The 24359-nt window shown below is 29.0% G+C and carries 19 protein-coding genes and 1 tRNA gene; 15 read left to right on the top strand and 5 right to left on the bottom strand.

Annotated elements, in window-relative coordinates; translation table 11 throughout:
• Positions 1-4: 4 nt before the first annotated feature.
• Genes AC27L2_RS04675 through AC27L2_RS04690 form a run of 4 tightly spaced genes read left to right on the top strand, consistent with a single transcriptional unit; the run spans position 5 to position 9426 of the window.
• Positions 5-3796, top strand: coding sequence for a sensor histidine kinase (locus AC27L2_RS04675; protein WP_487210529.1), 3792 nt, complete (start codon positions 5-7; stop codon positions 3794-3796).
• A gap of 2 nt (positions 3797-3798) precedes the next feature.
• Positions 3799-7335, top strand: coding sequence for a UvrD-helicase domain-containing protein (locus tag AC27L2_RS04680; RefSeq protein ID WP_487210530.1), 3537 nt, complete (start codon positions 3799-3801; stop codon positions 7333-7335).
• Complete coding sequence (locus AC27L2_RS04685) at positions 7305-8387, top strand: N-acetylmuramoyl-L-alanine amidase family protein (RefSeq protein WP_487210531.1); 1083 nt, start codon at positions 7305-7307, stop codon at positions 8385-8387. The genes AC27L2_RS04680 and AC27L2_RS04685 overlap by 31 nt, the downstream gene beginning before the upstream one ends.
• Before the next feature lie 22 nt (positions 8388-8409).
• On the top strand, positions 8410-9426 hold the full coding sequence (locus tag AC27L2_RS04690; RefSeq protein WP_487210532.1) for a guanosine monophosphate reductase: 1017 nt from the start codon (positions 8410-8412) through the stop codon (positions 9424-9426).
• A 19-nt stretch (positions 9427-9445) separates the two neighbouring features.
• Here AC27L2_RS04690 and AC27L2_RS04695 read toward each other — a convergent pair whose 3' ends face one another.
• The 5 genes from AC27L2_RS04695 to AC27L2_RS04715 form a co-directional block, all read right to left on the bottom strand.
• The gene (locus tag AC27L2_RS04695; RefSeq protein ID WP_487210533.1) at positions 9446-11668 is read right to left on the bottom strand and encodes a heavy metal translocating P-type ATPase; all 2223 of its coding nucleotides are present in this window, start codon (positions 11666-11668) and stop codon (positions 9446-9448) included.
• Between the two features lie 2 nt (positions 11669-11670).
• A complete protein-coding gene (locus AC27L2_RS04700) occupies positions 11671-11874 on the bottom strand; it encodes a heavy-metal-associated domain-containing protein (protein WP_487210534.1) in 204 nt (67 codons plus the stop codon).
• A gap of 92 nt (positions 11875-11966) precedes the next feature.
• Positions 11967-12554, bottom strand: coding sequence for an AraC family transcriptional regulator (locus AC27L2_RS04705; RefSeq protein ID WP_487210535.1), 588 nt, complete (start codon positions 12552-12554; stop codon positions 11967-11969).
• Positions 12544-13044 (bottom strand): hypothetical protein, encoded by a 501-nt coding sequence (locus AC27L2_RS04710; protein WP_487210536.1) that lies wholly within the window; start codon positions 13042-13044, stop codon positions 12544-12546. The genes AC27L2_RS04705 and AC27L2_RS04710 overlap by 11 nt, the downstream gene beginning before the upstream one ends.
• Before the next feature lie 126 nt (positions 13045-13170).
• Positions 13171-13665 carry a hypothetical protein gene (locus AC27L2_RS04715; RefSeq protein WP_487210537.1) on the bottom strand — a complete coding sequence of 165 codons (495 nt, stop codon included), beginning with the start codon at positions 13663-13665 and terminating at the stop codon, positions 13171-13173.
• Between the two features lie 224 nt (positions 13666-13889).
• Between AC27L2_RS04715 and AC27L2_RS04720 the strand changes: the two genes are divergently transcribed.
• The 11 genes from AC27L2_RS04720 to murD all read left to right on the top strand — a co-directional run bounded on the left by AC27L2_RS04720 (position 13890) and on the right by murD (position 24351).
• The gene (locus tag AC27L2_RS04720) at positions 13890-14192 is read left to right on the top strand and encodes an HU family DNA-binding protein (RefSeq protein WP_487210538.1); all 303 of its coding nucleotides are present in this window, start codon (positions 13890-13892) and stop codon (positions 14190-14192) included.
• A 12-nt stretch (positions 14193-14204) separates the two neighbouring features.
• Entirely contained in the window at positions 14205-14930 is a 726-nt protein-coding gene (locus AC27L2_RS04725) for a tetratricopeptide repeat protein (RefSeq protein WP_487210539.1), read from the top strand.
• A 115-nt stretch (positions 14931-15045) separates the two neighbouring features.
• Positions 15046-15118: transfer RNA gene (locus AC27L2_RS04730), tRNA-Thr, on the top strand.
• A 197-nt stretch (positions 15119-15315) separates the two neighbouring features.
• Complete coding sequence (mraZ, locus tag AC27L2_RS04735; protein WP_487210540.1) at positions 15316-15780, top strand: division/cell wall cluster transcriptional repressor MraZ; 465 nt, start codon at positions 15316-15318, stop codon at positions 15778-15780.
• Complete coding sequence (gene rsmH / locus AC27L2_RS04740) at positions 15777-16697, top strand: 16S rRNA (cytosine(1402)-N(4))-methyltransferase RsmH (RefSeq protein WP_487210541.1); 921 nt, start codon at positions 15777-15779, stop codon at positions 16695-16697. The genes mraZ and rsmH overlap by 4 nt, the downstream gene beginning before the upstream one ends.
• A 1-nt stretch (position 16698) precedes the next feature.
• Positions 16699-17019, top strand: a complete 321-nt coding sequence (locus tag AC27L2_RS04745; RefSeq protein WP_487210542.1) for a hypothetical protein — start codon at positions 16699-16701, stop codon at positions 17017-17019.
• Positions 17012-19042, top strand: a complete 2031-nt coding sequence (locus tag AC27L2_RS04750) for a penicillin-binding protein (protein ID WP_487210543.1) — start codon at positions 17012-17014, stop codon at positions 19040-19042. The genes AC27L2_RS04745 and AC27L2_RS04750 overlap by 8 nt, the downstream gene beginning before the upstream one ends.
• Positions 19039-20517, top strand: a complete 1479-nt coding sequence (locus AC27L2_RS04755) for a UDP-N-acetylmuramoyl-L-alanyl-D-glutamate--2,6-diaminopimelate ligase (RefSeq protein WP_487210544.1) — start codon at positions 19039-19041, stop codon at positions 20515-20517. Before AC27L2_RS04750 ends, AC27L2_RS04755 begins: the two co-directional genes overlap by 4 nt.
• Positions 20505-21893 carry a UDP-N-acetylmuramoyl-tripeptide--D-alanyl-D-alanine ligase gene (locus tag AC27L2_RS04760; protein ID WP_487210545.1) on the top strand — a complete coding sequence of 463 codons (1389 nt, stop codon included), beginning with the start codon at positions 20505-20507 and terminating at the stop codon, positions 21891-21893. The genes AC27L2_RS04755 and AC27L2_RS04760 overlap by 13 nt, the downstream gene beginning before the upstream one ends.
• Positions 21893-23002 (top strand): phospho-N-acetylmuramoyl-pentapeptide-transferase, encoded by a 1110-nt coding sequence (gene mraY, locus AC27L2_RS04765; RefSeq protein WP_487210546.1) that lies wholly within the window; start codon positions 21893-21895, stop codon positions 23000-23002. The genes AC27L2_RS04760 and mraY overlap by 1 nt, the downstream gene beginning before the upstream one ends.
• On the top strand, positions 22999-24351 hold the full coding sequence (gene murD, locus AC27L2_RS04770; RefSeq protein WP_487210547.1) for a UDP-N-acetylmuramoyl-L-alanine--D-glutamate ligase: 1353 nt from the start codon (positions 22999-23001) through the stop codon (positions 24349-24351). Before mraY ends, murD begins: the two co-directional genes overlap by 4 nt.
• The last annotated feature ends 8 nt before the right edge of the window (positions 24352-24359 follow it).

The following is a 24359-nucleotide window of genomic DNA, read 5'->3' on the forward strand; positions in this document are numbered from 1 at the left end:
TTTAATGAGAATTTATCTGAAGAAAATTGGCACAAAAGGAATTAGTTTAATTTGTTTGGTTCTTCTGCTGCTTTTATCAGGAATCTTATTCCCGATTTATTTAATTAGATACAAAAACAATTGGGAAAGTCTTGTTGAAAATAAGATAAAAAGAAACGAAAGAATAATTCAAAACTCTTTTGATGAAAAAGTTCAATTCATTTTTGAAGAAGCAAAAGAAATTAAAAATGAAATTCGATTTTTATTTTTTAGTAATAAAAATGAAATTGAAGATGCAAGCAAGAATCATTTGCCTGCAATTATACAAATTTATGATGAACAAAAAAATTTACTATTCTGGAATTCCAAATCATTTCTTAATCTAACAGAATATTTGAGATTAGATTTTATAGATAAACCTTTCTTTTATGATAATGATTTGTTTGTTTATTTAACATTGATTGATACACTCAATATTCAAAACAGATTACATTTTATTACAGTTTATATTCCTGTTGAAAAAAAATATAATCTTGGGAAAGAGGAAAATTTTTCTAACTGGTCTACGTCTCTTTCTCAAATGCTAAATACAAATGTTGAGATAATTTATAACAATTATGAAAAAATTAAAAAAGATGGAAGATTTCATTCTTACAGTTTGATTAACAATCAAAGAAAAATTGCAACTGTAATTTTTGAAAAGCCTGCTGTTGATTTTATTCTGAATGAGACAAGCATCAGTTTCAAAACATTTCAACTGATTTTATTGCTGCTAATATTTTTAAACTTTATATGGATTTTATTCCCCCGTATAAAAAATCTTAAAAATAATCTTGCAAAATTTTTTTCTTATTCAGTAATAGCTGCTTCAATCAGATTATTATTATTTGTTTTTAACTTCCCCTCATCATATTTAAGAAATTCTCTAACAAATGCTTCATATTTTTCATCTACTTTTGCATTTGGAATTGTTCGTTCACCACTTGAATTTACAATCACCATAATTACAATTCTGATTATTGTTGCAACTGGATTTAATTATGCATTCAAGTTTTATCTCTCAAATAGAAGTAAGAGCTCATGGAAAATGTTTATTCCTTTGTGGCTGATATTTTCATTTTTAATTTTGCTTGTCTGGCGAGGATTGGGTGCATCACTTAGAAGTGTAATATTTGATTCGACTATACGTTACTTCAAAGAATTTAATCTTATTCCAGATGCACCAACTTTTTTGATGGACTTAAATATTTTACTTCTTGGAATATCTGCAATTTTATTTTCTTTGATTATGTTTCTTTTGCTCTTTTCTTTTAATCCGTTCAAGGGAAATAAAGATTTATCATTAAAATTATTTGGATTGTTATTTATTCTTTTGCAAATCTTCGGCTGGATATTTGATGCAGTTCAAAAACAACCTCAAGGTACTCCTGCCATCCGTGTAGTTTATATTAGCGTGCTTTTTATTCTTGCATATTTATTGTTATTCGAGAGTTTCAAAAAATTTCTTAAATACATTTATATATCATTTGGAGCGTCGATTGCAACCGTTAGTCTGCTTACATATTACAACTCTGAAATTGAAAAAGAATCATTAAAAACTACTGCACAGGATTTAACTCGCTCCAATCAAAATATTTATCAGTTCATGATTTATCAAACACTAAAGGAAATACAAAATAATGAAAATGTAATTGAAGCTTATGAACAGAATAAAAATATTTACTCGTTAGCTTTTATTATTTGGACTAAGAGCCTTCTTCACAATGAATCGATACCTTCATTTATTAATTTTTATGATGATGAAAAAAAATTGAAAGGGTATTTCTCATCATTTAGACGAGATTATTCTTTTCTTAAAAATCACTTAGAAGATTATGACACTACAAAAGATATTACAGTTAAAATACTGCCGAATATTTTTAGTGATAAAACTTTAATTACAGGAATAACTTCAATTAATAATGACAATAAATTTTTGGGTTATGTAGAAGTTGGTGCATTATATGAAGAGATTAATTTGAGATTTCAAAACATACCAGAATATTTCTTGGCTGAGCAGCAGGGAATATCTTCAGCAATAAATTTAGAAAGAGTTAAGATTTTTTATTTTCATGATGGAAAGATATCCAGAGAATACGGATCAATTCTTTTATCGCAAAATGATATTAAAAAATTTATCAATGCTGACTTTTCAAAATATAACGAAACATGGTTAAATATTTTCCTTGATAAAGAAAAATATCTTTTTTATGTGCTCAAGCTGAGTGATGACAAATCCAAAATACTGGCAGTTGGAAAAGAAGAAAAAGATTACACTTGGAGCTTATCAGATTTTTTCAAAGTATTTTTTATTCATTCTGTTATTATACTTTTATCAATATTAATTGCTGCTCTGTGGAATTATAAATTATTGTTAAAATTTTTCCAGAGTTATAGAATAAAGATTGCAGCAGCTTTTGTAATCGTTGCAATTGTCCCATTAATAATTTTTTCTGTTTACTTTAAGAATATCTCTCAGATTAATAATGAGGAAATTAATTATAATCGTTTATTCAAATTATCCGAACAGTTAAGAAATTATTTCTATTCTTATGAAAAAAATAATTTGAAAGATAATCTTCTGATATTTTCTAAAGCATCAGTAGATTTGGGATTGAAGTTCACAGTATATCGCGATAAGTATTTCAAATTCAGTACTAATGAAAATTTATATCAATCAAAATTATTTTCCTTGGTTCTTCCTGCAAAAGTTTATGATGATTTAAGAAACAAAGGTTTTGATAGAGCATTTGTTAAAAATGAATTTGAGAATAAAAATTATAATTCACTTTATTTTAAAATTACCTTTTCTGGGGAGGAATACATTATTGAATTAAATGATTTATTTAATGATTTGGGGAATTCTACATCTGATAGAGATATTAATGTTTTCATGTTTGGAATAATTTCTCTTGCAATAATTATGTTGATAATTTTTAGTACAATATTAGCAAATCAAATTTCACTGCCTGTACGAAAATTAACCATGGCTATGCGTTCAATTGGAATTGGAGACTTAAATGTTGAAGTAAAAGGAAAATATTCAGGTGAGATTTATGAACTTGCCAACGGTTTTAATAAAATGGTTGAGCAGCTGAAGAAAAGTCAAATAGAACTCGCAAGAATTGAAAGAGAAGCTGCATGGAGAGAAATGGCTAAACAGGTTGCGCACGAAATTAAAAATCCTCTTACTCCAATGAAATTGTCAATACAGCAATTAATTGCTGCATATAAAGACAAATCACCAAAATTTGATGATATATTCCATAAAGTTACTTCAACAATTATCAATCAGATTGAAGTATTAAAAAATATTGCAACAGAGTTTTCCAACTTTGCACGAATGCCAAAATTAAATGTTGAAAAAATTGATGTGAGAAAGGTAATCGAAGAATCAATAAATTTATTTGCAGATGAAAAATTAAAAATAAAATATGTTCAGGAAGGAGATATATTTGTAAATGCAGACCGTGACCATTTAAGCAGAACTATAATTAATCTTATTCGTAATTCAATGCAGGCTGATGCAAAAAATATTTTGATAACAGCAGAAATGGAAGCAGGATTTTGTCAACTACGAATTTCGGATGATGGAACTGGAATACCAGAAGAATATTTTGAAAAAGTATTTGAAGAAAACTTTACTACTAAAAAGCAGGGAATGGGATTGGGTTTGAGTATGGCAAAAAAATTTCTCGAAAGCATTAATGGCAGCATTGAAATTGAAAAATCATCAAAAGATGGAACAACATTTTTAATAAAGATTCCAATTGCATAATTATGCTAACACAATATCAACAAGAAGCACTTGATTATAAAAGCCACATTTTGTTATCAGCAAATGCTGGCTCGGGCAAAACTTTTGTTCTTGCAAAAAGATTTGTCAATATTTTGCTTGATGATGATGTTCAACTTGAAAACCTTGTTGCAATTACTTTTACTGATAAAGCTGCAGGCGAGCTTAATAAAAAAATTGCTAATGAAATTGAAGAACGAATTAAGAATGAGAGTAATGACAACAAAAGAAAAAAATTAGAAAGTATTCGACGTCAGCTTGTATCAGCTAATATTTCAACAATTCATTCATTCTGTGTTAATGTGCTAAGAGAGTTTGCTCCAGAAGCTGGAATAGATGTTAACTTTAATCCCATCGATCAGATTACTGCTGATGAGCTATTGGAATTATCAATAGACGAATCATTGAATAATCTAATTTTAGATAAGAATTATCAAGATAAATTAAAGTATTTAATTAGGTTCTTTGGCTCTAAAAAATTAGTTGCTCAACATCTTAAAACCGCAGTTGCATCAAGAAAAATTGTAGAACAACATCTAAAAGATTTATATTCAAAAACAGAAAATGAAATAGCAAATTACTTCAACAAAAAATTTGAAGAGTTGTTTTATCTGTTGTTCAACGAAAAAATTGAAGACTTAATAAATGCAGTAAGAATAATCAACAATGCAGCCACAGAGCAGAATGAAAATTGTCAAATTGCAATAAATGTTATCGAATTATTATCAAAATATTCTTCTTCTAAATCGATAATAGAAAAAATTACTCTTATAAAATTAATTGGCGAAAATGTATTAACAACAGGAAATAACCAAACTATAAGAAAAACTGGATATCTAAATAAAAATCGTGATGACTACAGTAAAGAAATAGAAACAGCAGAAGAATTATTTTCTGAGTTAAAAAGCTTTTATGATATCGAGATAGATGATAATCTCCATTTAGCACTTGCAAGATTCGGAAAGAATTTTGTTGATATTTATAATTACGTGTTTGAAATCTATTCTGAAAAGAAACGGCAGAGAGGCTATCTTGATTTTGAAGACATACTTTTATTTACACAAAATATCTTGAAACTTGATGATGTAAAATTATATCTGCAAAAAAAATATAAATACATAATGATTGATGAATATCAGGATACAAATGAACTTCAATACAAAATTTTCATGCCGATACTTGATGATTTAAAAACTGGAAATCTTTTTGTAGTAGGAGATGAAAAACAAAGTATCTACATGTTCAGAGATGCTGAGCTTGAAATATTTAATAGAACTAAAGAAGAAATTAAAGACAGTAAACCTGAAGGGAAATTGTTAAACCTTCCTCACAGTTTCCGAATGGCTCCTCAAATCATACTTTTTACTAATAAACTTTTTTCAGAATTACTTTCAAATCCAAATTCATTTTATAACGAAGTTGAATACAGTGAATTGATATGCACAAAAGATGAAACCGAGGATGGAACTGTAGAATTTATTTTTGCTGATTCATCAATTGGAATTTCAGAAGCAGAAATGGTTGCAAATAAAATTTTAGAAATTACTTCAGGTGAAAATAAAAAAGTGGAATACAGAGATATTGGCATTTTGTGCAGAAAGAGAGATTATTTTGAAGAACTCGAAAAAGAATTTATAAAAAAGAAAATTCCATATACAATTGTAGGCGGAAAAGGTTTTTATCAACAGCAAATTGTATTTGATATTTATAATTATCTCTCATTTCTAATAAATCAAAATGATGATGCAGCATTGATTGGTATACTGCGTTCGCCATTTTATACTATTTCTGATGCAGAACTGTATGATATTTCACTTGAAGAAGGTAAGAATTTTTTTGAAAAACTGATTAACAAGTCAAAACAAAATGAAAATTACAAAAGAATTGTAAATCAACTTCTCGTACATAAAGATATGGCTGTCAGCGCTGAACTTTATAGTTTGATACGACAAATTCTATTGGATACAAATTATTGGGCTGTCATAGCTTCAAAAAGAAATTCTGAACAGGAACTTGCTAATCTCAATAAATTGATTACACTTGCAAGAAGTTTTTCGAAAAAAAGTTTTAAGAACTTATATGATTTTGTTTTTGCATTGAAAAATTCTATAAAAGCAATTGAAGACGAAAGTCAAGCTCAAATTGTTAAAGATGAAGATGCAGTAAAATTATTAACAATTCATCAGGCAAAAGGACTTGAATATAAAGCAGTATTCATCTATGGAAGCAATGGTTATGCAAAAGATGATTTTGTCCGTACAAAAAGTATGAACATCGACAAAAATTTTGGTTTTCTTGTAAAAGTTCCATTGAATGATGATTATTACAATGGATATTACACACCTCCAGTAACTGCACTTTATAATCATATCAATTACAAAAAAAATATTGCAGAAATTAAAAGGTTGCTCTATGTAGCTGTAACAAGAGCGATGAATTATCTTTATATTAGTATAACACACAAAGAATTCAAACCGCAGCGCGATTCATTTTTTTATTTTATTAACAAAGGCTTAAAATTAGATTATTCAGCTGATGAAGTTGTGTTAAAAGATAAAGTTAAGTTTATGAAGAAAGAAGAAAGCAGATACAATTTTTATGATAAAGATTATAAAATGAAAATATCATTTACTAAAGAAATAAAACATGCTGAAAGATTTTTAAGGGAGGAAAAGAAAGAATTTATTAAAAATGAATTATTAATCCATAAAATTGCAGACCGTCCCAAAAAAGAAATAATATCTGCAACAAAAATATCAATGTATAATCAATGCCCTGTAAAATATGAACTTACTTACGAACTTGGATATACAACAATTTATGATATGATAAAAAAATACTGGAATCAGTATGAGTTTAATCTAAAAGAAGATGATGAAATTAAATTTTATTCTGATGTCAAAGGGAGAATAATTCACTCTGTATTAAAAGAAAATGCTGAAATTGATAATCTTGAATATGTGATTGAAAAAGTAATTGAAGAAGAATCAATCAATGAGCTGGAATTAAAGATTAAGCTGAAAGAAAAAATATTTGAGGAACTGAAAAAATTTTGTTCTTCAGATGAGTATAAATTTCTATTATCTTCTAAATCAAAAAATGAAATTGAAATTTACTGTGAAGAAGGGGAACATTATCTCTATGGAATTATTGATAAATTAATTTTTGAAAATGATAAACTGATAATCGTAGATTATAAAACAGATAGCATAAGAAAAGAAGAAATAAATAAAAGAGCTGAAGAATACTTTATTCAACTAAAGTTTTATGCTTACATACTGAGCAAATATTTTTCAGATTATCATAAATTTACATTGAAAATAATTTTTATAAATTACCCTGATAAGTTAGTTCAACGAGAAATAAGCAAAGAAGAACTAAAATTATTTGGCAAAGAGCTGAATGAATTTATTAATAAAATTATCGAAGGAATTTTTCAACCAAATCTGAATCATTGCAGAAAATGTCATTTTGCTTTAGATGGAGAAAGATGCATAAAAAGTATTGCTTCAGAACTCTGATAAAATATTTTGCAATTATTTCCATTGCTTTTTTGTGGACATCATGTTCAACCTGCAATTTCCCTCTTTATGAAATTCCACAGGATTGGAAAGATTTAGCAAGCAGGGATAGCGTTATTAAATTATATTCAAAGTACTTGAGCGGGAATAAAATTTTTTTGGATCCTGGGCATGGAGGAGAGGATAGAAAAAACAAAAGCAAAAATGGCGAAATTATAGAAGCAGATGTGAATCTGAAAGTTGCATTATACTTGAAAGATTATTTGGAAAAAGCAGGTGCAACTGTTTTAATGTCACGATACAAAGATGAAACAGTTCCACTAAAATTAAGACCAGAACTTGCAAACAACTTCAATGCAGATTTATTTATCAGTATTCATCATAATGCTCCTGCAAAATGGGAAGATGATTTTACGAATTATACTTCAACTTATTATCATGCTAAAGAAGAAGATTATGAATTTGAACCATGCGAAAAAGATTTGGCAAGATATATTCAGCGCGATTTATCGTATGTGATGGGAAATCCTGGTGGATTAGGTTCATTTGACGGTACTTATTCGGATTATAACATTTATCCTAACGAAGGATTTTATGTGTTAAGGAATACAAAAATGCCATCAGTTCTTGTTGAATGTGCATTTCATACAAGCAGATTGGAAATATTACGATTGAATGATGAAACATTTAATCAAATTCAAGCATGGGGAATATTCAGAGGAATTGCAAAATATTTCAAAGCTGGAATACCTCAAATTGAAATTCTTGCAGATAGTTTAACTTACCAACAAAATGTTTTAAAAATATCAGCAGCTTTGAAAGATACCTTTGGAATAAATCCAAAATTAATTTTGGTATACTTTGATAAAAAAGAAATTAATTATTCATTCGATAAGTTAAGCAGCATTTTATCTTTTTCAGTTGAAGCAGATAAAAATCAAGAACATTTACTAAGAATTATTTGTGCTAACAAAAATGGAAATCATTCACTGCCTTTTCATAGAAAAATAATAATTAATGAAAATAAGATTAACATTTATCCTTTAGAATAAATAAAAATAGCAGGAGAAAAAAATGAAAATTTATTCCAAGCAAGAGCTTAATAACTATTTTTTATCACTTACTTATGATGATATAAGTTTAATTCCAACAGAAATTTCTCAAGTAAGAACAAGGTCAAGCATCACTACAAAATCAAAATTTTTGGACATGGAATTATCACTGCCAATCATATCAAGTCCAATGGATACTGTAACAGGAGTTGAAATGGCAAAAGAATTGTCAAATCAAGGTTGCCTTGGTATAGTAAATCGTTTTGATTCATCGTTGAACGAAATATTTAATAATGGGAAAGTTGTGGAAGGAATCAAAGCTGTATCTATAAGCTTAAATGCCAGTGAAGAGTTAATAGAAAAGATTGCACAAAATAATTTAATCATATGCATAGATACTGCAAATGCTAACAATGCTTATGTACTTAAGAAGTGTGAAGAAATAAAATCAAAGTATAATGTAAAAGTAATTGTTGGGAATATTGCTTCAGGTTCAACATTGAGAGATATTTCAAATGCTGGAGCAGATGCAGTTAGAATTGGAATTGGTGGAGGCAGTGTTTGCACAACTTCAATACAAACAGGAATCGGGATTGGACAGATTTCTTCATTGCTCGATGTTTATTTTACAAGAGAAGAACAAAAAATTAAGATAGATTTAATTGCAGATGGAGGAATAAAAAATCCAGGTGATATTACTAAAGCATTAGCATGCGGCGCAGATGCTGTAATGCTTGGAAGGATGCTTGCTGGCACAAAAGAAACCCCTGGTGAAGTAATTAAATACAATGACCAGCTCTGGAAAAAATATCGCGGCTCTGCTTCTTTTGGAGTTAAAATGAAAAATGAATTTATTGAAGGTGAAGAAACATTGATTCCATATAAAGGAACAGTAAAAAATGTTATTAATGCAATTTCAGATGGATTGAGAAGTGCAATGAGTTATTTAAATTGTAACAGCATTGATGAATTAAAGAAAATAAATTCTTTTGCAGTCCTAAGCACAAGTTCTTATATAGAAAGATTACCAAGAAAATAACCAAGACTCGAAATTATATTTACTTTTTTCTGAATTTATAATTGAGTCTTAATGAATTAGTCACAACTGATACTGAACTTAGTGACATTGCTAAAGCAGCAAACATTGGATTCAATATTCCTAATGCTGCAAGTGGAATTAAAATTGTATTGTAGATGAATGCCCAGAACAAATTTTGCTTAATAGTTTTTATTGTTTTATGTGATAATTCAATTAATCTGACAACATGATTTAGGTTGCCTTTTATCAAAGTTATATCTGCTGTTTCAATTGCTACATCAGTTCCTGTTCCAATTGCAATGCTTACATCTGCCTGAGCAAGTGCTGGCGCATCGTTAATTCCATCTCCAATCATAGCAACAATATTTTTATTGCTTTGATATTGCTTGATAATATTTGCTTTTTCATCAGGCAATACCTCAGCTTTAAATTCTTTTACACCAACTTTTTTTGCAGTAATTTCTGCTGTTAATTTATTATCTCCAGTTAACATTACCGTGTAAATATTCATAGCATTTAATTTAGATATTGCTTCAACAGAAGTAGCTTTTATTTTGTCCTCAACTAAAATGAAACCTCTAAATAAATTATCAATTGCAACTGCAATAATTGTTTTGCCTTGATTTGATATTTCTTCATATTTAGTTTCGAAATGATTTAATTTAATGGAGAATTCTTTCATTAAATTTAATGTACCAATTACAATTGGTTTATTATTGACAATTCCGGCAATACCAAATCCAGAATAATTTGTAAATGTTTCTGGAGATGTGAAATTAATTTTTAATTCTTCGGCTTTCTTTACAATTGCTTTTGCAATTGGATGTTCAGATTTCGATTCAAGTGATGCAGCATAAAAGAGGAATTCATTATCATCAATATCATATGAAAATATTTCTGAAACTTCTGGTTTTCCTTCTGTAATGGTTCCTGTTTTGTCGAAAATAATAGTTGTTATTTTATGTGCTAGTTCTATTGCTTCACTGTTTTTGAATAAAATACCGTTAGCAGCACCAATTCCTGTCCCAACAATTATTGCGGTTGGAGTTGCAAGACCAAGTGCACATGGGCAGGCTACAATTAATACTGCAACAAAATTTATCAATGCATTGCTGAATGAGTGATTAGGAGAAAATATCAACCATCCGATTAGCGTAATAAGTGCAATACCAATCACTGAAGGTACAAACACACTTGCTATTTTATCAACTAATTTTTGAATTGGCGGCTTTGTTGCCTGAGCATTCTGAACTAATTTAATTATCTGTCCTAAAACAGAATTGTCACCAACTTGCGTAACTCTAAAATTGAATGTTCCGTTTATATTAATTGTGCCGCCAATAACTTTTGAATCAATATTTTTTTCAACAGGTATGCTTTCTCCTGTAATCATTGATTCATCAACAAAAGATTTTCCATTGATAATCACTCCATCTGCTGGAATTTTTTCTCCGGGTTTTATTACAACTATATCACCAATTTTCAAATCAGAAATCGGAATTTGAACTTCTACATTATTTCTTATCACCGTTGCAGATTTTGGTTTTAACTCAATTAATTTTTTAATTGCATCATTAGTTTTTCTCTTTGCTCTGTGTTCTAACAATTTACCCATCAAAATAAGTGTGATTATGACTGCAGCAGTATCAAAATAAACATGAGTTTCTTTTTGTGATGATATAAATAATTCAGGGAAAAGAGTTACTATGCTGCTATAGATGTAAGCTGAGCCCGTTCCAATTGCAACAAGAGAATTCATATCTGCTGCATAATGCTTTAGATTATTCAAAAATGCTTTGAAGAATCTTTTGCCTGAAATAAAAATTATTGGTGTGGTAAGAATCAGAAGAATTTTTTTAATCTGTTCTGAATTTAATGGAATGAGTTCGTTGAAAAATTTGTAATCCATAAACATATTGAGAAGAAAAACGGGAATGGTAAGAATTAAAGCGAGTGTAAATTCTTTTTTTAAATTGTTGTAATAATCATTTTCTGATTGAAGTAAATTATTTGCATCATCGTTTTGAGATTCGCTTACTTTTAAATTATAGCCGTATTCTTTTAATGCTTCGGAAATTTTTTGAAGATTTATTTCGTTGCTTTCAACTTCAAATCTTACACGTTCAGTGGCAAGATTTACGCTTACATTTTTTATTCCTTCAAAGCCGCTTATAATTTTTTCAACTCGAGCAACACAGCTTGCACATGTCATCCCTTCAACGGGTAAATCAAATGTTTTCATGACTAATTCTTTCTTACTTTGTAACCTGCATTTTCAATAGCTTTTTCAATTTCTTCTTCTTTTACTTTTGATTCATCGAATGTGATTTTAGCAAAACCAATTTTTACATCAAATGAATCAAGATTTAATTTTGATAATTCTTTTTGAACTGCCATTACACAATGCTGACAGCTCATTCCATCAATTATTAATTCTTTCGTTGTCATTGAATCCTCCATTTTTTCAATAGTGAAATTATGAAATGATGAGTAAGAAAGTTTATATATAACTAAAAAAATTTTATAAAATTTTTTGGTGATTATGAAATGACTTTATCCAGTGGTTTTCTGATGTTCTTTGTTATTTTTTTGAATTCACTTGCTGAAAGACCTGTAACTTTTTTGAATTGGTTTGATAAGTGCTGAACACTGCTGTAACCTAATTTGAAGGCAATTTCACTTAATGTAAGTTCATCATATTTTAATAATTCTTTTGCTCTTTCAATTTTTTGAAGAATAATGAACTGCTCAATAGTAATACTCTCAAGTGAAGAGAAAAGAGAACTTAAATAGTTGTAATCAAGCCCAATTTGTTCTTCAATTAGTTTTGAAAAATTTTTATTATTAATTAGAAAATCTTCGTCGTTATAAATTTTACTAATTATTATGTTCTTTATTTTCTCAACAATTTTTGCTTTCCTGTTTTCAAGGAGTTCAAAACCATTTTCTTCAAGAACTTTTTTGATTTTATTTAATTTATTTTTATCAATCTCAGTTGCAGTTTCAACTTCACCAAGAGAAATATTTTTTACTTTGACGCCAATTTTTTCTAACTCTTCTTTTACTACTTTAATGCACCGATTACAAACCATATTTTTTATGTAAAGAATTGTTGTCTCAGGTTTCATTTTTATCTTTATTATTCTTTTTTGTAACAGGGCTGTATAAATTTTTATCGTCTTCAGAATATTTGCTTAGAATATCGTAATCATTTTTATCATTGAAATCTTTTTTGCTCTTTTTGTTATTGTTATCTTTATTCATTCCACTATGAAGGTTGTTACGAGAATTACTATTTAGAATTTCTATCCGTTTACTTTTGTTATTTCTTTCATTAATTGGGTTGTTTTTAATTTCATTAATAATCTTTTTGTTTGATTGCAGATTCTGTTTTTTATTCATAGCAGCATCATTATTGACATTATAAGCACGAGCCGAATTAATTTTATAATTATCCTGTATTTTAACTGATTCAATTTTATTAGTATTTAATTCTTTTTGGGCATTTAATTTTTTTTCTGGTTCTTTCTTATTAACAATTTTAGAAATAATAATTGTTAGAATAGTTAATATGAAAGTTACTTCCAGAACTATGTAGATGATTGGTATTAATTCCATAAACAAAAAAATAATTGTTACTATTGTGGTGGGAAAAATAATGTTATAAATGATAAGTAAAAAATGAAAATTATTTTTTATGTGAGATTTAACAAAAAAAATAAAAACAGATTTTATAATATTTGATTACCTTGTAACTGGCATTATTTTGAGTTCAACTGATTCTTCATCATTGTCGGTGTAATAATTAAGTAAATTTATATTTGATTTATCTGGTTGATAAGTTGTGTATGAATATTGGTTTTCAAATTTTCTATTAATTTCTTTTTTATTCTGAGTTTCATTCTTTTTGAATAATGGATTAAAATTCATTATTTCAATTCTTGGTTTTGTATTGTAATATGTCGTTTTTTTAGAATCATAATTTTTATTGGTATTTTTTCTGTATTGAAGCTGAGAGTTAGATGCTTCGTTTTTGTTGACTTGGACAACATTGACAGCTGGATTTGGTTTGATTATTCTTTGCGGCATATTTAATTGATTCATCTTCTTTATCTCTTCTTCAATAACTGGATTTTTTTCAGCTTTAATTTTGTAGGATATGTAAGAAATAATAATTACAATCATCATTAATCCGAAGAAGAGAATTAAACTTGTATATATAATTGGCAGTAAGCTCATTTTTTTGTCCTTTCTTTTTTTAATTATAGGTTCAAAACATATACCAGAAATAATCCATTGATTTTAGCGGGAATTTAGATTTTATGAATGAATTATTAATCTAAAAAATAGAATCTGTTTTATTGTGAAACAGGAAGCAAGTCAATATGGTTATGTTAAATTGGATATAATTTTAAGATTTGATATTTTTTCAACTGCAATTTATAATTTAGAGGAAAAATGTTATGACAAAGGCAGATATTGTTGACAGGGTTGCTCTGGGAACAGGGCTTACAAAGCTTGAAACAGAAGCTATCATTGAAGGATTTCTGAACACTATCATTGAAGCACTTAAAGAAGGGAAAGGAATTGAAATAAGAGGATTTGGAAGTTATAGAGTCAAAAAGAAAAAAGCACGATATGCCAGAAATCCAAGAACAGGCGAAACCGTTTTTGTTGAAGAACATTATGTTCCTGTTTTTAAATTCTCTAAAGATTTTAAAACTGCAGTAAATAATGGAATGAAAGAAAAAAATTCTCTTAAATAACTTATGAGTGAAATGGATAAAAAAAATAGATGCTCAGTTTGTGGTGAGGCTGTTGAACCAGATTTTAATTTTTGTCCGAGTTGCGGAGCAAAAATTAGTGAAACGGTAAAGCAATCAAAACAAACAGAAAAAAAGCCCAAGCAAATTAATTTAAAACATGAATCAAAAATACAGGCAAAAAAATTTTCAACTACAAAAATTGTTTACATATTAATCTTTCTTGTTGTAATTGGAGCAGTTATAATTTATTCATCAGGAATTTTTGATAAACCTTCACAAGTTACAAAAACGAATAAGATGCCTGATGATGAAATTCATCGCGGTATAGACTTGCAAAGTATTCAAAAAATAAATCAGCTTGAAGAAGAACTAAAAGCAAATCCAGAAGATAAATCAAAATTGTTAACACTTGCTCATCTTTTGAATGATTCTGGTTTTAAAGAAAGAGCTATTGAAAAGTATAAAGAATACTTGAAAAGTGATTCAAAAAATTCTGATGTGCTTGTGGATATGGGTGTTTGTTATTATGAATTGGGAAATAATGAAGAAGCAATAAAATTAATGAAAGAAGCATTAAAGTATCAACCGAAGCATCAAATTGCGCATTTGAATTTAGGAATTATTTATCTTGCAAGCGGTAATCATGATGAAGCAATATCCTGGTGGAAAAAAGCTGTAGAAATAAATCCTGAAAATGAAATTGGAAAAAGAGCACAAGAGTTAATTAAATCACATTAAAAAGGAGAGAACTATGCCGTGTGGAAGAAAAAGAAAACGCCATAAAATGGCAACACACAAGCGCAAAAAAAGATTGCGCAAGAACAGACATAAAAAGAAATTAAGATAATCTAAAGCCATCTTAGCTCAGTTGGTAGAGCAGCGCATTCGTAATGCGCGGGCCGGGGGTTCGAGTCCCCCAGATGGCTCAATTAATTTCTCAACATGTAGACCTTATTGCTCGCCATTGTATATTCCTGATAATATAATTATTCATCCTTGCTAATTTCTCTTCTCAATTTTTAGTTAAAAAATTTATTTTCTTTCAAAAAAATTTCTTGACAATCCCATATAAAAACAGTTATTTTGCACCCAAGTGGGAAAAAGTGTTTAATAGTGGCAAATTTTGGGAATTACCATTATGTTCATGGGGAGTTTTAAATATTCTATTGATTCAAAGGGAAGAATTAGTATTCCTTTCAGATTTCGTAAGTATATCAATCCTGAAGCAGATGGGACATTTATTATGACTCGTGGATTATATAGGAATATTGATGTCTATCCACTTGATTTCTGGAAATCTGAAGTTTTGGTTCGAATTGATCAACTTGATGATTATATTCCTGAAGAAGCCACATTTAAAAGAATGCTTTTTGAATTATCTGCTGAAGATAAACTTGATTCTCAATCACGATTATTGATTCCAAAAAATCTTCTTGAATTTGCTGGTATTGAGAAAGAGGTTTTTATTCTTGGTCAAAATAAAAAATTTGAGCTCTGGAATCCTGACATTTATGAAGAATACAAAAAAGAAATTAATATTTCATATGCTGATTACTCAAGAAATATTATGCAATTAAAGAAGAAATGAATTTACATATACCTGTTCTCCTGAAGGAGAGCATAAATTTATTAATAACAAAAAAGGATGGAATTTATTTTGAAGGCACAGCAGGTTTTGGAGGACACTCAGAAGAAATTCTTAAAAATCTCAATCACAGGGGGAAATTAATTGCGACCGATAAAGATGAAATTGCTTTCAAACATTGTAAAGAAAAATTTCAATCTGATAAAAGATTCACAATTTATAATACAACATTTTCTAACATCGACATTATCTCAAAAATCGAGTTCATTGAAAAGTTTGACGGCATCTTTGTAGATCTTGGGGTTTCTTCTTTTCAGCTCGATAACATTGAATCGGGTTTTACATTTAGAGAAGATTCACCCCTTGATCTTAGGATGAATAAAAATGAAGGTATTACAGCTGCGGATGTTCTAAATAATTTATCTGAAAAAGAAATTGCAGAAATCCTTTTCAAGTTTGGAGAAGAGAAGAAATCGAGACTTATAGCTAAAAGAATTGTTGAAGCAAGAACCAAGCAAAAGTTTGAGACAACTTTTCAGTTGAAAGAAATTGTAGAAAAAATTGTTCCTCCAAATTATTTGCTTAAATCACTGTCGAGGGTATTTCAGGCTTTGCGAATTTATGTTAATAATGAATTGGATGAATTGAAATTGTTTTTGGATAAATCTATAAATCTGCTAAACAAGAACGGCAGAATTGTAGTATTGACTTATCATTCTTTGGAAGACAGGATTGTAAAAGAAAAATTTAAGTATGAAACTCTAAAATGTGTATGTCCACCTGGAACACCTGTATGTGTTTGTGGAAAAGAACAGCGTTTGAAATTAGTAAATTCAAAACCAATTGTTCCTTCAGAAGAAGAAATCAAAAAAAATAAAAGAGCAAGAAGCGCAAAATTAAGAGCAGCAGAAAGAATTTAATATGAAAATAGGTTCATTAAAAAATTTTATAATAATTGTTTTCATAACGGCTTGCTTACTTTTTATTCACGTTGCAACTGTTTCAGAAATCAAGAATATGAAAAAAGAAAAGATAAATAAAATTGACCAGCTCAATGAGAAACTAAACAGAATTGAAATGAAAATTGTAGAGCGTCAAAAATTGATGGCAGAAGATAGAATTATTTCAATTGCAAGAGATTCTCTTGGCTTGATATTACCAAATGAAAATTTAGAAACAATTAGAGTATCAAAAGAACAAATTAAACGAATCGAAAAATTAGTAAAAGAAAAATATGATTAACTATCGTGCACTGGTAATTCTTGGATTTTCGCTGATATTTTTTATTGCTCTAATTATAAAACTTTACACAATTCAGATAATTAATAATGAGTTTTATTCACTTAAGGCTCAAGCACAACAGAACAAACCTCAAGTTGCAAAAGCTGAAAGAGGTGTAATTAAAGATAGAAATGGTGAGATACTTTGTTTTACTCGAGATAATATTTCTTTTTATGTAGATACAAGAATGATGACTGAAAAAAGAGTTGATACAATTTCCAAAGTCTTTTCTAAAGTATTTGGGAAAAGTCAGGAATACTATAAAGATTTAATTGAAAATGGAGTAAGAAATGTTTGTCTTGAAAAAAAAGTTCCGATGGATAAAGCTTTGATTCTAAAAAAATTTGTAGTTGATGGACTTTATTATATCGAGGATTTCTCCAGAGTTTATCCTTATGGAAAATTGGCATCCCATATTTTAGGTTATGTTTATAGAGAATTAAATGGCGCAGCAGGTATAGAAAAAGTTTTTGATTCAACTTTAAGAGGAATTGATGGATACTTTGTATTTCAAAAAGATGTTCTGGGAAGAATAATTTCTCTGGATGAAAAAAATTCAAAGCCACCGAAGGCAGGAAAAAATATTATTCTGACAATAAATAAAACATATCAAAATATACTTGAAGAAGAATTGGAAAGAGGACTTCAAAAATATGAAGGGGAATCTGCTGTTGGAATAATTATGAATCCTAATACTGGAGAAATTTTGGCTCTTTCAAATGTTCCTGATTATGATCCGAACAAATACAATGATTATTCAATAGATGCTTTGCGAAATCGCGCAATTACGGATACTTATGAACCTGGCTCAACAATTAAAGCACTTGTTCTTTCTATTTTATTCGACCAAAATCTTGTTAGAGAAAATGAAGTAATTAATACAGAAAATGGTAAATATATTTTTCGAAATGTTAGAATTACAGATTCTCATCCTTTTAATAGCTTAACTGTAAGACAAATTCTTGAACAATCAAGTAATGTGGGAATGTCCAAATTGTCAACAAGAATATCTGATGAAATTTTTTATAAATACTTAAGAGACTATGGTTTCAGCAATTATACTTCGATTGAATTACCCGGTGAAGCTGATGGGACTTTGAAAATGCCTGTTAATTTTACTCCATACACAAAAGCTTTTATGTCATTTGGATATGAACTATCAGTAACACCATTACAAATGATTACAGCTTACAGTGCCTTAATTAATGGAGGCACGCTGATGAAACCTTTTCTTGTTAAAGCAATTACTGACAATAAAGACAGTTTAATAGAAGAAATAAAACCAGTTAAAATTAGAAATGTGATCAGCCGAAAAACATCTGATTTGATGAGAAACTTACTTGTAGGAGTTGTTGAACATGGAACAGGAACAGCAGCACAACTTGAAAATGTTTTGGTTGGCGGAAAAACAGGAACATCACAAAAATTAATTAATGGAAGTTACACAAATGCCAAACATAATTCTTCTTTTATTGGATTTTTCCCTGCAGATAATCCACAAATAATTTGTTTGATACTTGTTAATGCTCCTAAATTCGGAAAATACGGAGGTTTTGTTGCTGCCCCAATTTTTAAAAATGTTGCTAAAAGAATTCTCGATGCAGATGTGAATTTAGTTCCTGTAAGAAAAAAAATTAATCGAACAAATAATTTGATTGAGGAATTAATCACAAAAACAGAATCAAAATCTGAAGAAGAAAAAAGCTTTTTTAATCTGCCCAATAAAAAAGATAATAACAATGAAAGAAAAAAAATTAATGTTGCTAATAAAAATGTAATGCCTGATTTGAAAAATCATTCATTGCGAGATGCAATAGCAATCTTAAATGAAATCGGATTGAATTATAAAATTATTGGAACAGGAAAAGTTGTATCTCAAAGTATAGAACCAGGTACAGCTATCGACAAAAATTCTGTTTGTTATTTAAAATGTTCTCTTCCAAAAAAAGTTGATGTAATTAAGAAAATTGAGGATAAAAATTGAAGCTGGCAGAACTGCTGAACAATGTTAGAGTAATTCAAGTTGTTGGAAATGCTGAATTAAAAGAAATTGAGGATATTACTCATAACTCTCAATCTGTTAAGAAGAATTCAATGTTTTTTGCAATTGAAGGATTCAAAACAGATGGACATAAATTTATTCCTGATGCAATTAATCAAGGAGCAGCAGCTGTCGTTCTTTCAAAAGTAGATGCGGTTCCAGATCAATTATTTTTTCATTCAAATTGTGTGAAAATAGTTGTTGAAGATACAAGAAAATCATTAGCCGAATTTTCAAATATTTTTTATGGAAAGCCTTCTGAAAAATTGAATTTAATTGGCATTACTGGAACGAAAGGAAAGACCACAACTGCATTTTATATTAAGAACATCTTTGAAACAGCAAAATATAAGACTGGGCTGATTGGTACAATAGCAAATTATATTGGTGATAAAGAAATTAAAACTATGCTTACCACACCTCAAGCAAATGAAATAAATTCTTTATTAGCTCAAATGCTGAACGAAGGTTGCTCTCATTGTGTGATGGAAGTTTCTTCTCATGCACTTCATTTGCATCGTGTTGATTTTCTTAATTTCAAGTTTGGAGTTTTTACAAACATAACTTCTGACCACATGGATTATCATAAAACATTTGAACATTATCTTAATTCGAAAAAAATCTTATTTGATATGCTCAAATCAAATGCTTTTGCGATTGTTAATGTCGATGATAATAATGTCGATAGATTACTTGAAGATTCTAAAGCAAAAAAAATTACTTATGGAACTTCACCTGATGCTGACTTCAGAATTAAAGATATTGCATTCACCTTGGATGGAACTAATTTTTCCATAATTAACAATAAAAAAGAATATAAGATTAGTACAAAACTTGTTGGACATTTTAATGCATTTAATGCTGCTGCAGCTTTCAGTGTTGCTGCAATTTCAAATTTAGATATTGATACAATTATTGAAGGAATAAAAACAACTCCGCAGGTTCCTGGCAGATTTGAAGTTATATCAAGAAAAAATAAAAAAGTGATAATTGATTATTCTCATACAGCAGATTCTCTTAAGCAGGCATTAATAGCAATTCATCACATAGTAAAAAATGAAAGGCCAATTTATACAGTCTTTGGTTGCGGCGGTGACAGGGACAGAACAAAACGTCCAATCATGGGAAATATTGCATCTGAAATGAGCAAAAAAGTTTTTGTTACATCAGATAATCCAAGAACAGAGAATCCACAAAAAATTATTGAAGAAATTTTAATAGGAATTCGAAAAAATAATTTTACTGCAATTGAAAACAGAGAAGAAGCAATTCGAACAGCAATATTTGAAAGCGAAGAGAATGCAGTAATTCTGATTGCTGGTAAAGGTCATGAAAACTATCAGGAAATAAATGGAATAAGAAAACATTTCTCAGATAAAGAAGTAGCAACTAAATATTTGGAAGAATGGGCAAAATAAAAATTACACTGGAAGATTTATTTAATCTTAACGGCTCGGTTATTTATAATCCCGACACTTATAAGCCTCTTTCTTATGTAGAAATTGATTCGAGAAAAATAAATAAGCCGTGTTTATTTGTGGCAATTAAAGGAGATAAGTTTGATGGCCACGATTTCATTTATGATGCAATTGATAAAGGTGCAAAAGCAGTTATAATTAACAGAAGAAAATTAGATAAATTCAATTCATTGAATATTCCTTTTATTACTGTTCCCGATACAATCAAAGCTTATGGTGAACTTGCAAACAGATGGCGAAATAAACTTGGAGCAAAAGTAATTTCTATTACAGGAAGTAACGGCAAAACAACAACAAAAGAAATGATTGCAGCTTTACTTGAAGAGAAATTTAATGTTGTGAAATCAGAAGCAAATAATAATAATCATATTGGTGTGCCCCTTACAATTTTTTCTGCAGATGAAAATTGTGAAATGCTGATTTTAGAACAAGGGACAAATCATATTGGCGAGATTCCATATTCAGCAAAAATTTCTGAACCTGATTATGCTTTAATTACAAACATAGGTGATTCTCATCTTGAATTCTTAAAAAGCAGAGAAAATGTATTCAAAGAAAAATCTGCTTTGTTTGACGCAGCAGAAAAAAGAGGAGGAATAATTTTCATAAATGTCGATGACCCAATCATATATAAAAATAAAAACAAGTATAAAAATATTGTTACTTATGGATTTAAAAAGTCTGCTGAAGTCAAAGGGAAAATCATAAACTATGATGATTTAGGGAGAGCAGAAATTTCTATTCAATATCATGAAAAAAATTTTAAAGTGATGCTACCTTTGTCAGGGGAATCGAATGCAAAGAATTTTTTAGCAGCAGCTGCAATTGCTTTGAAAATAGGATTAACAGAAAATGAAATAATTAATGCATCAAAAAGATTAATGCCGGTTCATGGAAGACTGGAAATAAAAGAATATTCAAAAGCAATTTTGATTGATGATACATATAATGCAAGTCCTGCTTCTGTTGAAGCTGCATATAATTTTTTAAAGAAAGTAAAACGATATAAAAATAAAATTATGGTTCTTGGTGATATTTTTGAATTGGGTAAACAAGCACCAAAATTTCATAAAGAACTTGCAAATATTTTTAATGAAGATAAAAACATAACAGTTCTTACTACTGGAAACTTAATGAAATATTTGCATCGAGAATTAAAAAAGAAAAAAATAAAAACAATTCACTTTGATACCCGCGATGCCTTGAAGCTGTATCTTCAATATGAAGATATGGATAACTCAGCAATTTTGGTGAAAGGCTCGCGAGGAATGAAAATGGAAGAATTTATTAACATACTGGAGCAGAGATTTGAGTAATGTTTTACTATCTATTTAATTACATTAACGAAACATTTAATCCGCCGGGCTTTGATGTTTTCAGGTTTTTATCATTTCGTTCAGCGCTTGCTGCAATAACAGCACTGGCGATATCATTTATCTTTGGTCCTAAGATAATTGCAAAACTGAAAGAAAAACAGGTAGACCAGCCAATACGTGATGATGGTCCACAAACTCATAAAAAGAAAGCCGGCACTCCCACAATGGGAGGAATTATAATTTTAATTTCTGTTATAATTCCAGTTCTGCTATGGAGTAACCTGAAAAGTATTTACATTATTCTTGCGTTATTTGCTACAGTATTTCTTGGTGCAATTGGCTTTCTTGATGATTATTTAAAAGTTGTTAAGAAAATTCCAACAGGATTGATTGCTCGTTATAAATTAATGGGACAAATTTTTGTCGGGGCTGTAATTGGTCTTGCAGTTTATTATTTACCTGAATTTTCACAATATAATACACAAACCACACTTCCTTTCTTTAAAAATTTGAATTGGGATTTTTCTTATCTATACATTCCTTGGGTAATTTTTATTATAACTGCAACATCAAATGCTGTAAACTTAACAGATGGATTGGATGGACTTGCAATTGGTACAATTATAATTGTCATGCTTGCTTTGGCAATAATTGTTTATGTAACTGGCAATGTAATTTATGCAGATTATCTTAATATAATTTATCTATCAGGAAGTGGTGAGCTTACAGTTTTTATTGCTGCTTTAATTGGTGCAGGGTTGGGTTTTCTATGGTTTAATTTTTATCCAGCTGAAGTTTTTATGGGAGATACAGGCTCGCTTGCTTTAGGAGGCGTATTTGGTGTTATCATGATTATTGTTAAAAAAGATTTATTAATTCCAATACTTGGTGGAATTTATTTTATTGAAACTCTTTCTGTAATTATTCAAAGACTTTATTTCAAATACACAAAGAAAAAGTATGGTGAAGGAAGAAGAGTTTTCAGAATGGCGCCAATTCATCACCACTTTGAACAGTTGAATTGGGCAGAGCCAAAAATTGTAATTAGATTTTATATAGTAACTATTATTCTTGCAATCATAAGTTTAACTTCATTTAAGATTAGATGATGGATATAAGAAACAAAAAAATATCGATTATTGGTGCAGAAAAAAGTGGAATTGCTGCAGCACGACTTTCTAAAAAATTAGGTGCTTTACCTTTTGTAAGCGATTCTGCTTCAAAAGATAAATTGCAAAAGTCAATCGAAATTTTTGAAACAGAAGGAATTGATTTTGAATATGGTGCTCATTCAGAAAAAATTTATGATTGTGATTTTATTGTTACAAGTCCAGGTGTTCCATCAGATTCAGAAGTTTTATCAAATGCAATTAAAAAAGGAATAAAAGTTATAAGTGAAATTGAATTTGCTTCATGGTTTTGTAAAGGCACAATAATTTCAATTACTGGAACTAACGGCAAAACAACTACAACAAGTTTGATGAATTACACTTTGAATCAATGCGGATTAAAATCTTATCCAGCTGGAAATATAGGCTATCCATTTTCTGCAATTGTTCTTGATGTCAATGAAAATGAATTTGTTTCACTTGAGACTTCAAGTTTTCAACTCGATTTTATTGATACATTCAAACCAAAATTTTCAATGGTATTAAATATTACTCCAGACCATCTTGACCGATACAACAATAATTTTGATGAATATATTGCTTCGAAATTCAAAATCACAAAAAACCAAAATGAAAGTGATTTCTTTATTTATAATGCTGATGATTCTATTATCACTAAAAAACTAAAAAATATCAAAGCACATAAAATTGGTTTTTCTTTAACTCAAGAATTGAATGTGGGAACTTATTACAAAGACGGCAAAATGTTTTTTGCATGGTATGGCAGGCACGAAGAAGTCTGCAAATCTTCGGATTTATTTATCAAAGGAGAACACAATATTGCAAATGCTCTTGCTGTTCTTGCTGTATCAAAAATATTAAATCTGCCAAATAAAAAAATTCGAAATGCATTTACATCGTTCCAAGGTGTAGAACATAGAATTGAATTTGTAAGAGAACTTGATGGAGTTGAATATTATAATGATTCCAAAGCAACAAATGTGGATTCTGTTTGGTATGCATTAAAAAGTTTTGATAAGCCAATTTACTTAATACTTGGAGGAAAAGATAAAGGAAATAATTACGATAAGATTCGTGATTTAGTAGTTCAAAAAGTTAAGAAAATTTATGCAATAGGTTCATCAGCGAATAAAATCTATGATTACTTCAAGGAAATAGTTCCAACAGAATATAAACAAACAATTGAAAGCTGTGTTGAAACTGCACGTAAAGAAGCTGAGCCTGGTTCTGTTGTTCTTCTTTCTCCAGCATGTGCAAGTTTTGATATGTTTGATAATTATGAACATCGTGGAAAAGTATTTAAAAATGCTGTGAGCAAATTAAAATGATGAGATTA

It is taken from the genome of Rosettibacter sp. KY25 (assembly GCF_057554405.1).

Coding starts and splice junctions, on each gene's coding strand:
- AC27L2_RS04705 (WP_487210535.1), bottom strand. CDS start 12,554: ATGAAACCTGAGACAACAATTCTTTACATAAAAAATATGGTTTGTAAT.
- AC27L2_RS04710 (WP_487210536.1), bottom strand. CDS start 13,044: ATGGAATTAATACCAATCATCTACATAGTTCTGGAAGTAACTTTCATA.
- murD (WP_487210547.1), top strand. CDS start 22,999: ATGATGGATATAAGAAACAAAAAAATATCGATTATTGGTGCAGAAAAA.
- AC27L2_RS04750 (WP_487210543.1), top strand. CDS start 17,012: ATGATTAACTATCGTGCACTGGTAATTCTTGGATTTTCGCTGATATTT.
- AC27L2_RS04680 (WP_487210530.1), top strand. CDS start 3,799: ATGCTAACACAATATCAACAAGAAGCACTTGATTATAAAAGCCACATT.
- AC27L2_RS04700 (WP_487210534.1), bottom strand. CDS start 11,874: ATGACAACGAAAGAATTAATAATTGATGGAATGAGCTGTCAGCATTGT.
- rsmH (WP_487210541.1), top strand. CDS start 15,777: ATGAATTTACATATACCTGTTCTCCTGAAGGAGAGCATAAATTTATTA.
- AC27L2_RS04675 (WP_487210529.1), top strand. CDS start 5: ATGAGAATTTATCTGAAGAAAATTGGCACAAAAGGAATTAGTTTAATT.
- AC27L2_RS04725 (WP_487210539.1), top strand. CDS start 14,205: ATGGATAAAAAAAATAGATGCTCAGTTTGTGGTGAGGCTGTTGAACCA.
- AC27L2_RS04690 (WP_487210532.1), top strand. CDS start 8,410: ATGAAAATTTATTCCAAGCAAGAGCTTAATAACTATTTTTTATCACTT.
- AC27L2_RS04760 (WP_487210545.1), top strand. CDS start 20,505: ATGGGCAAAATAAAAATTACACTGGAAGATTTATTTAATCTTAACGGC.
- AC27L2_RS04685 (WP_487210531.1), top strand. CDS start 7,305: ATGCATAAAAAGTATTGCTTCAGAACTCTGATAAAATATTTTGCAATT.
- AC27L2_RS04720 (WP_487210538.1), top strand. CDS start 13,890: ATGACAAAGGCAGATATTGTTGACAGGGTTGCTCTGGGAACAGGGCTT.
- AC27L2_RS04745 (WP_487210542.1), top strand. CDS start 16,699: ATGAAAATAGGTTCATTAAAAAATTTTATAATAATTGTTTTCATAACG.
- AC27L2_RS04715 (WP_487210537.1), bottom strand. CDS start 13,665: ATGAGCTTACTGCCAATTATATATACAAGTTTAATTCTCTTCTTCGGA.
- AC27L2_RS04695 (WP_487210533.1), bottom strand. CDS start 11,668: ATGAAAACATTTGATTTACCCGTTGAAGGGATGACATGTGCAAGCTGT.
- mraY (WP_487210546.1), top strand. CDS start 21,893: ATGTTTTACTATCTATTTAATTACATTAACGAAACATTTAATCCGCCG.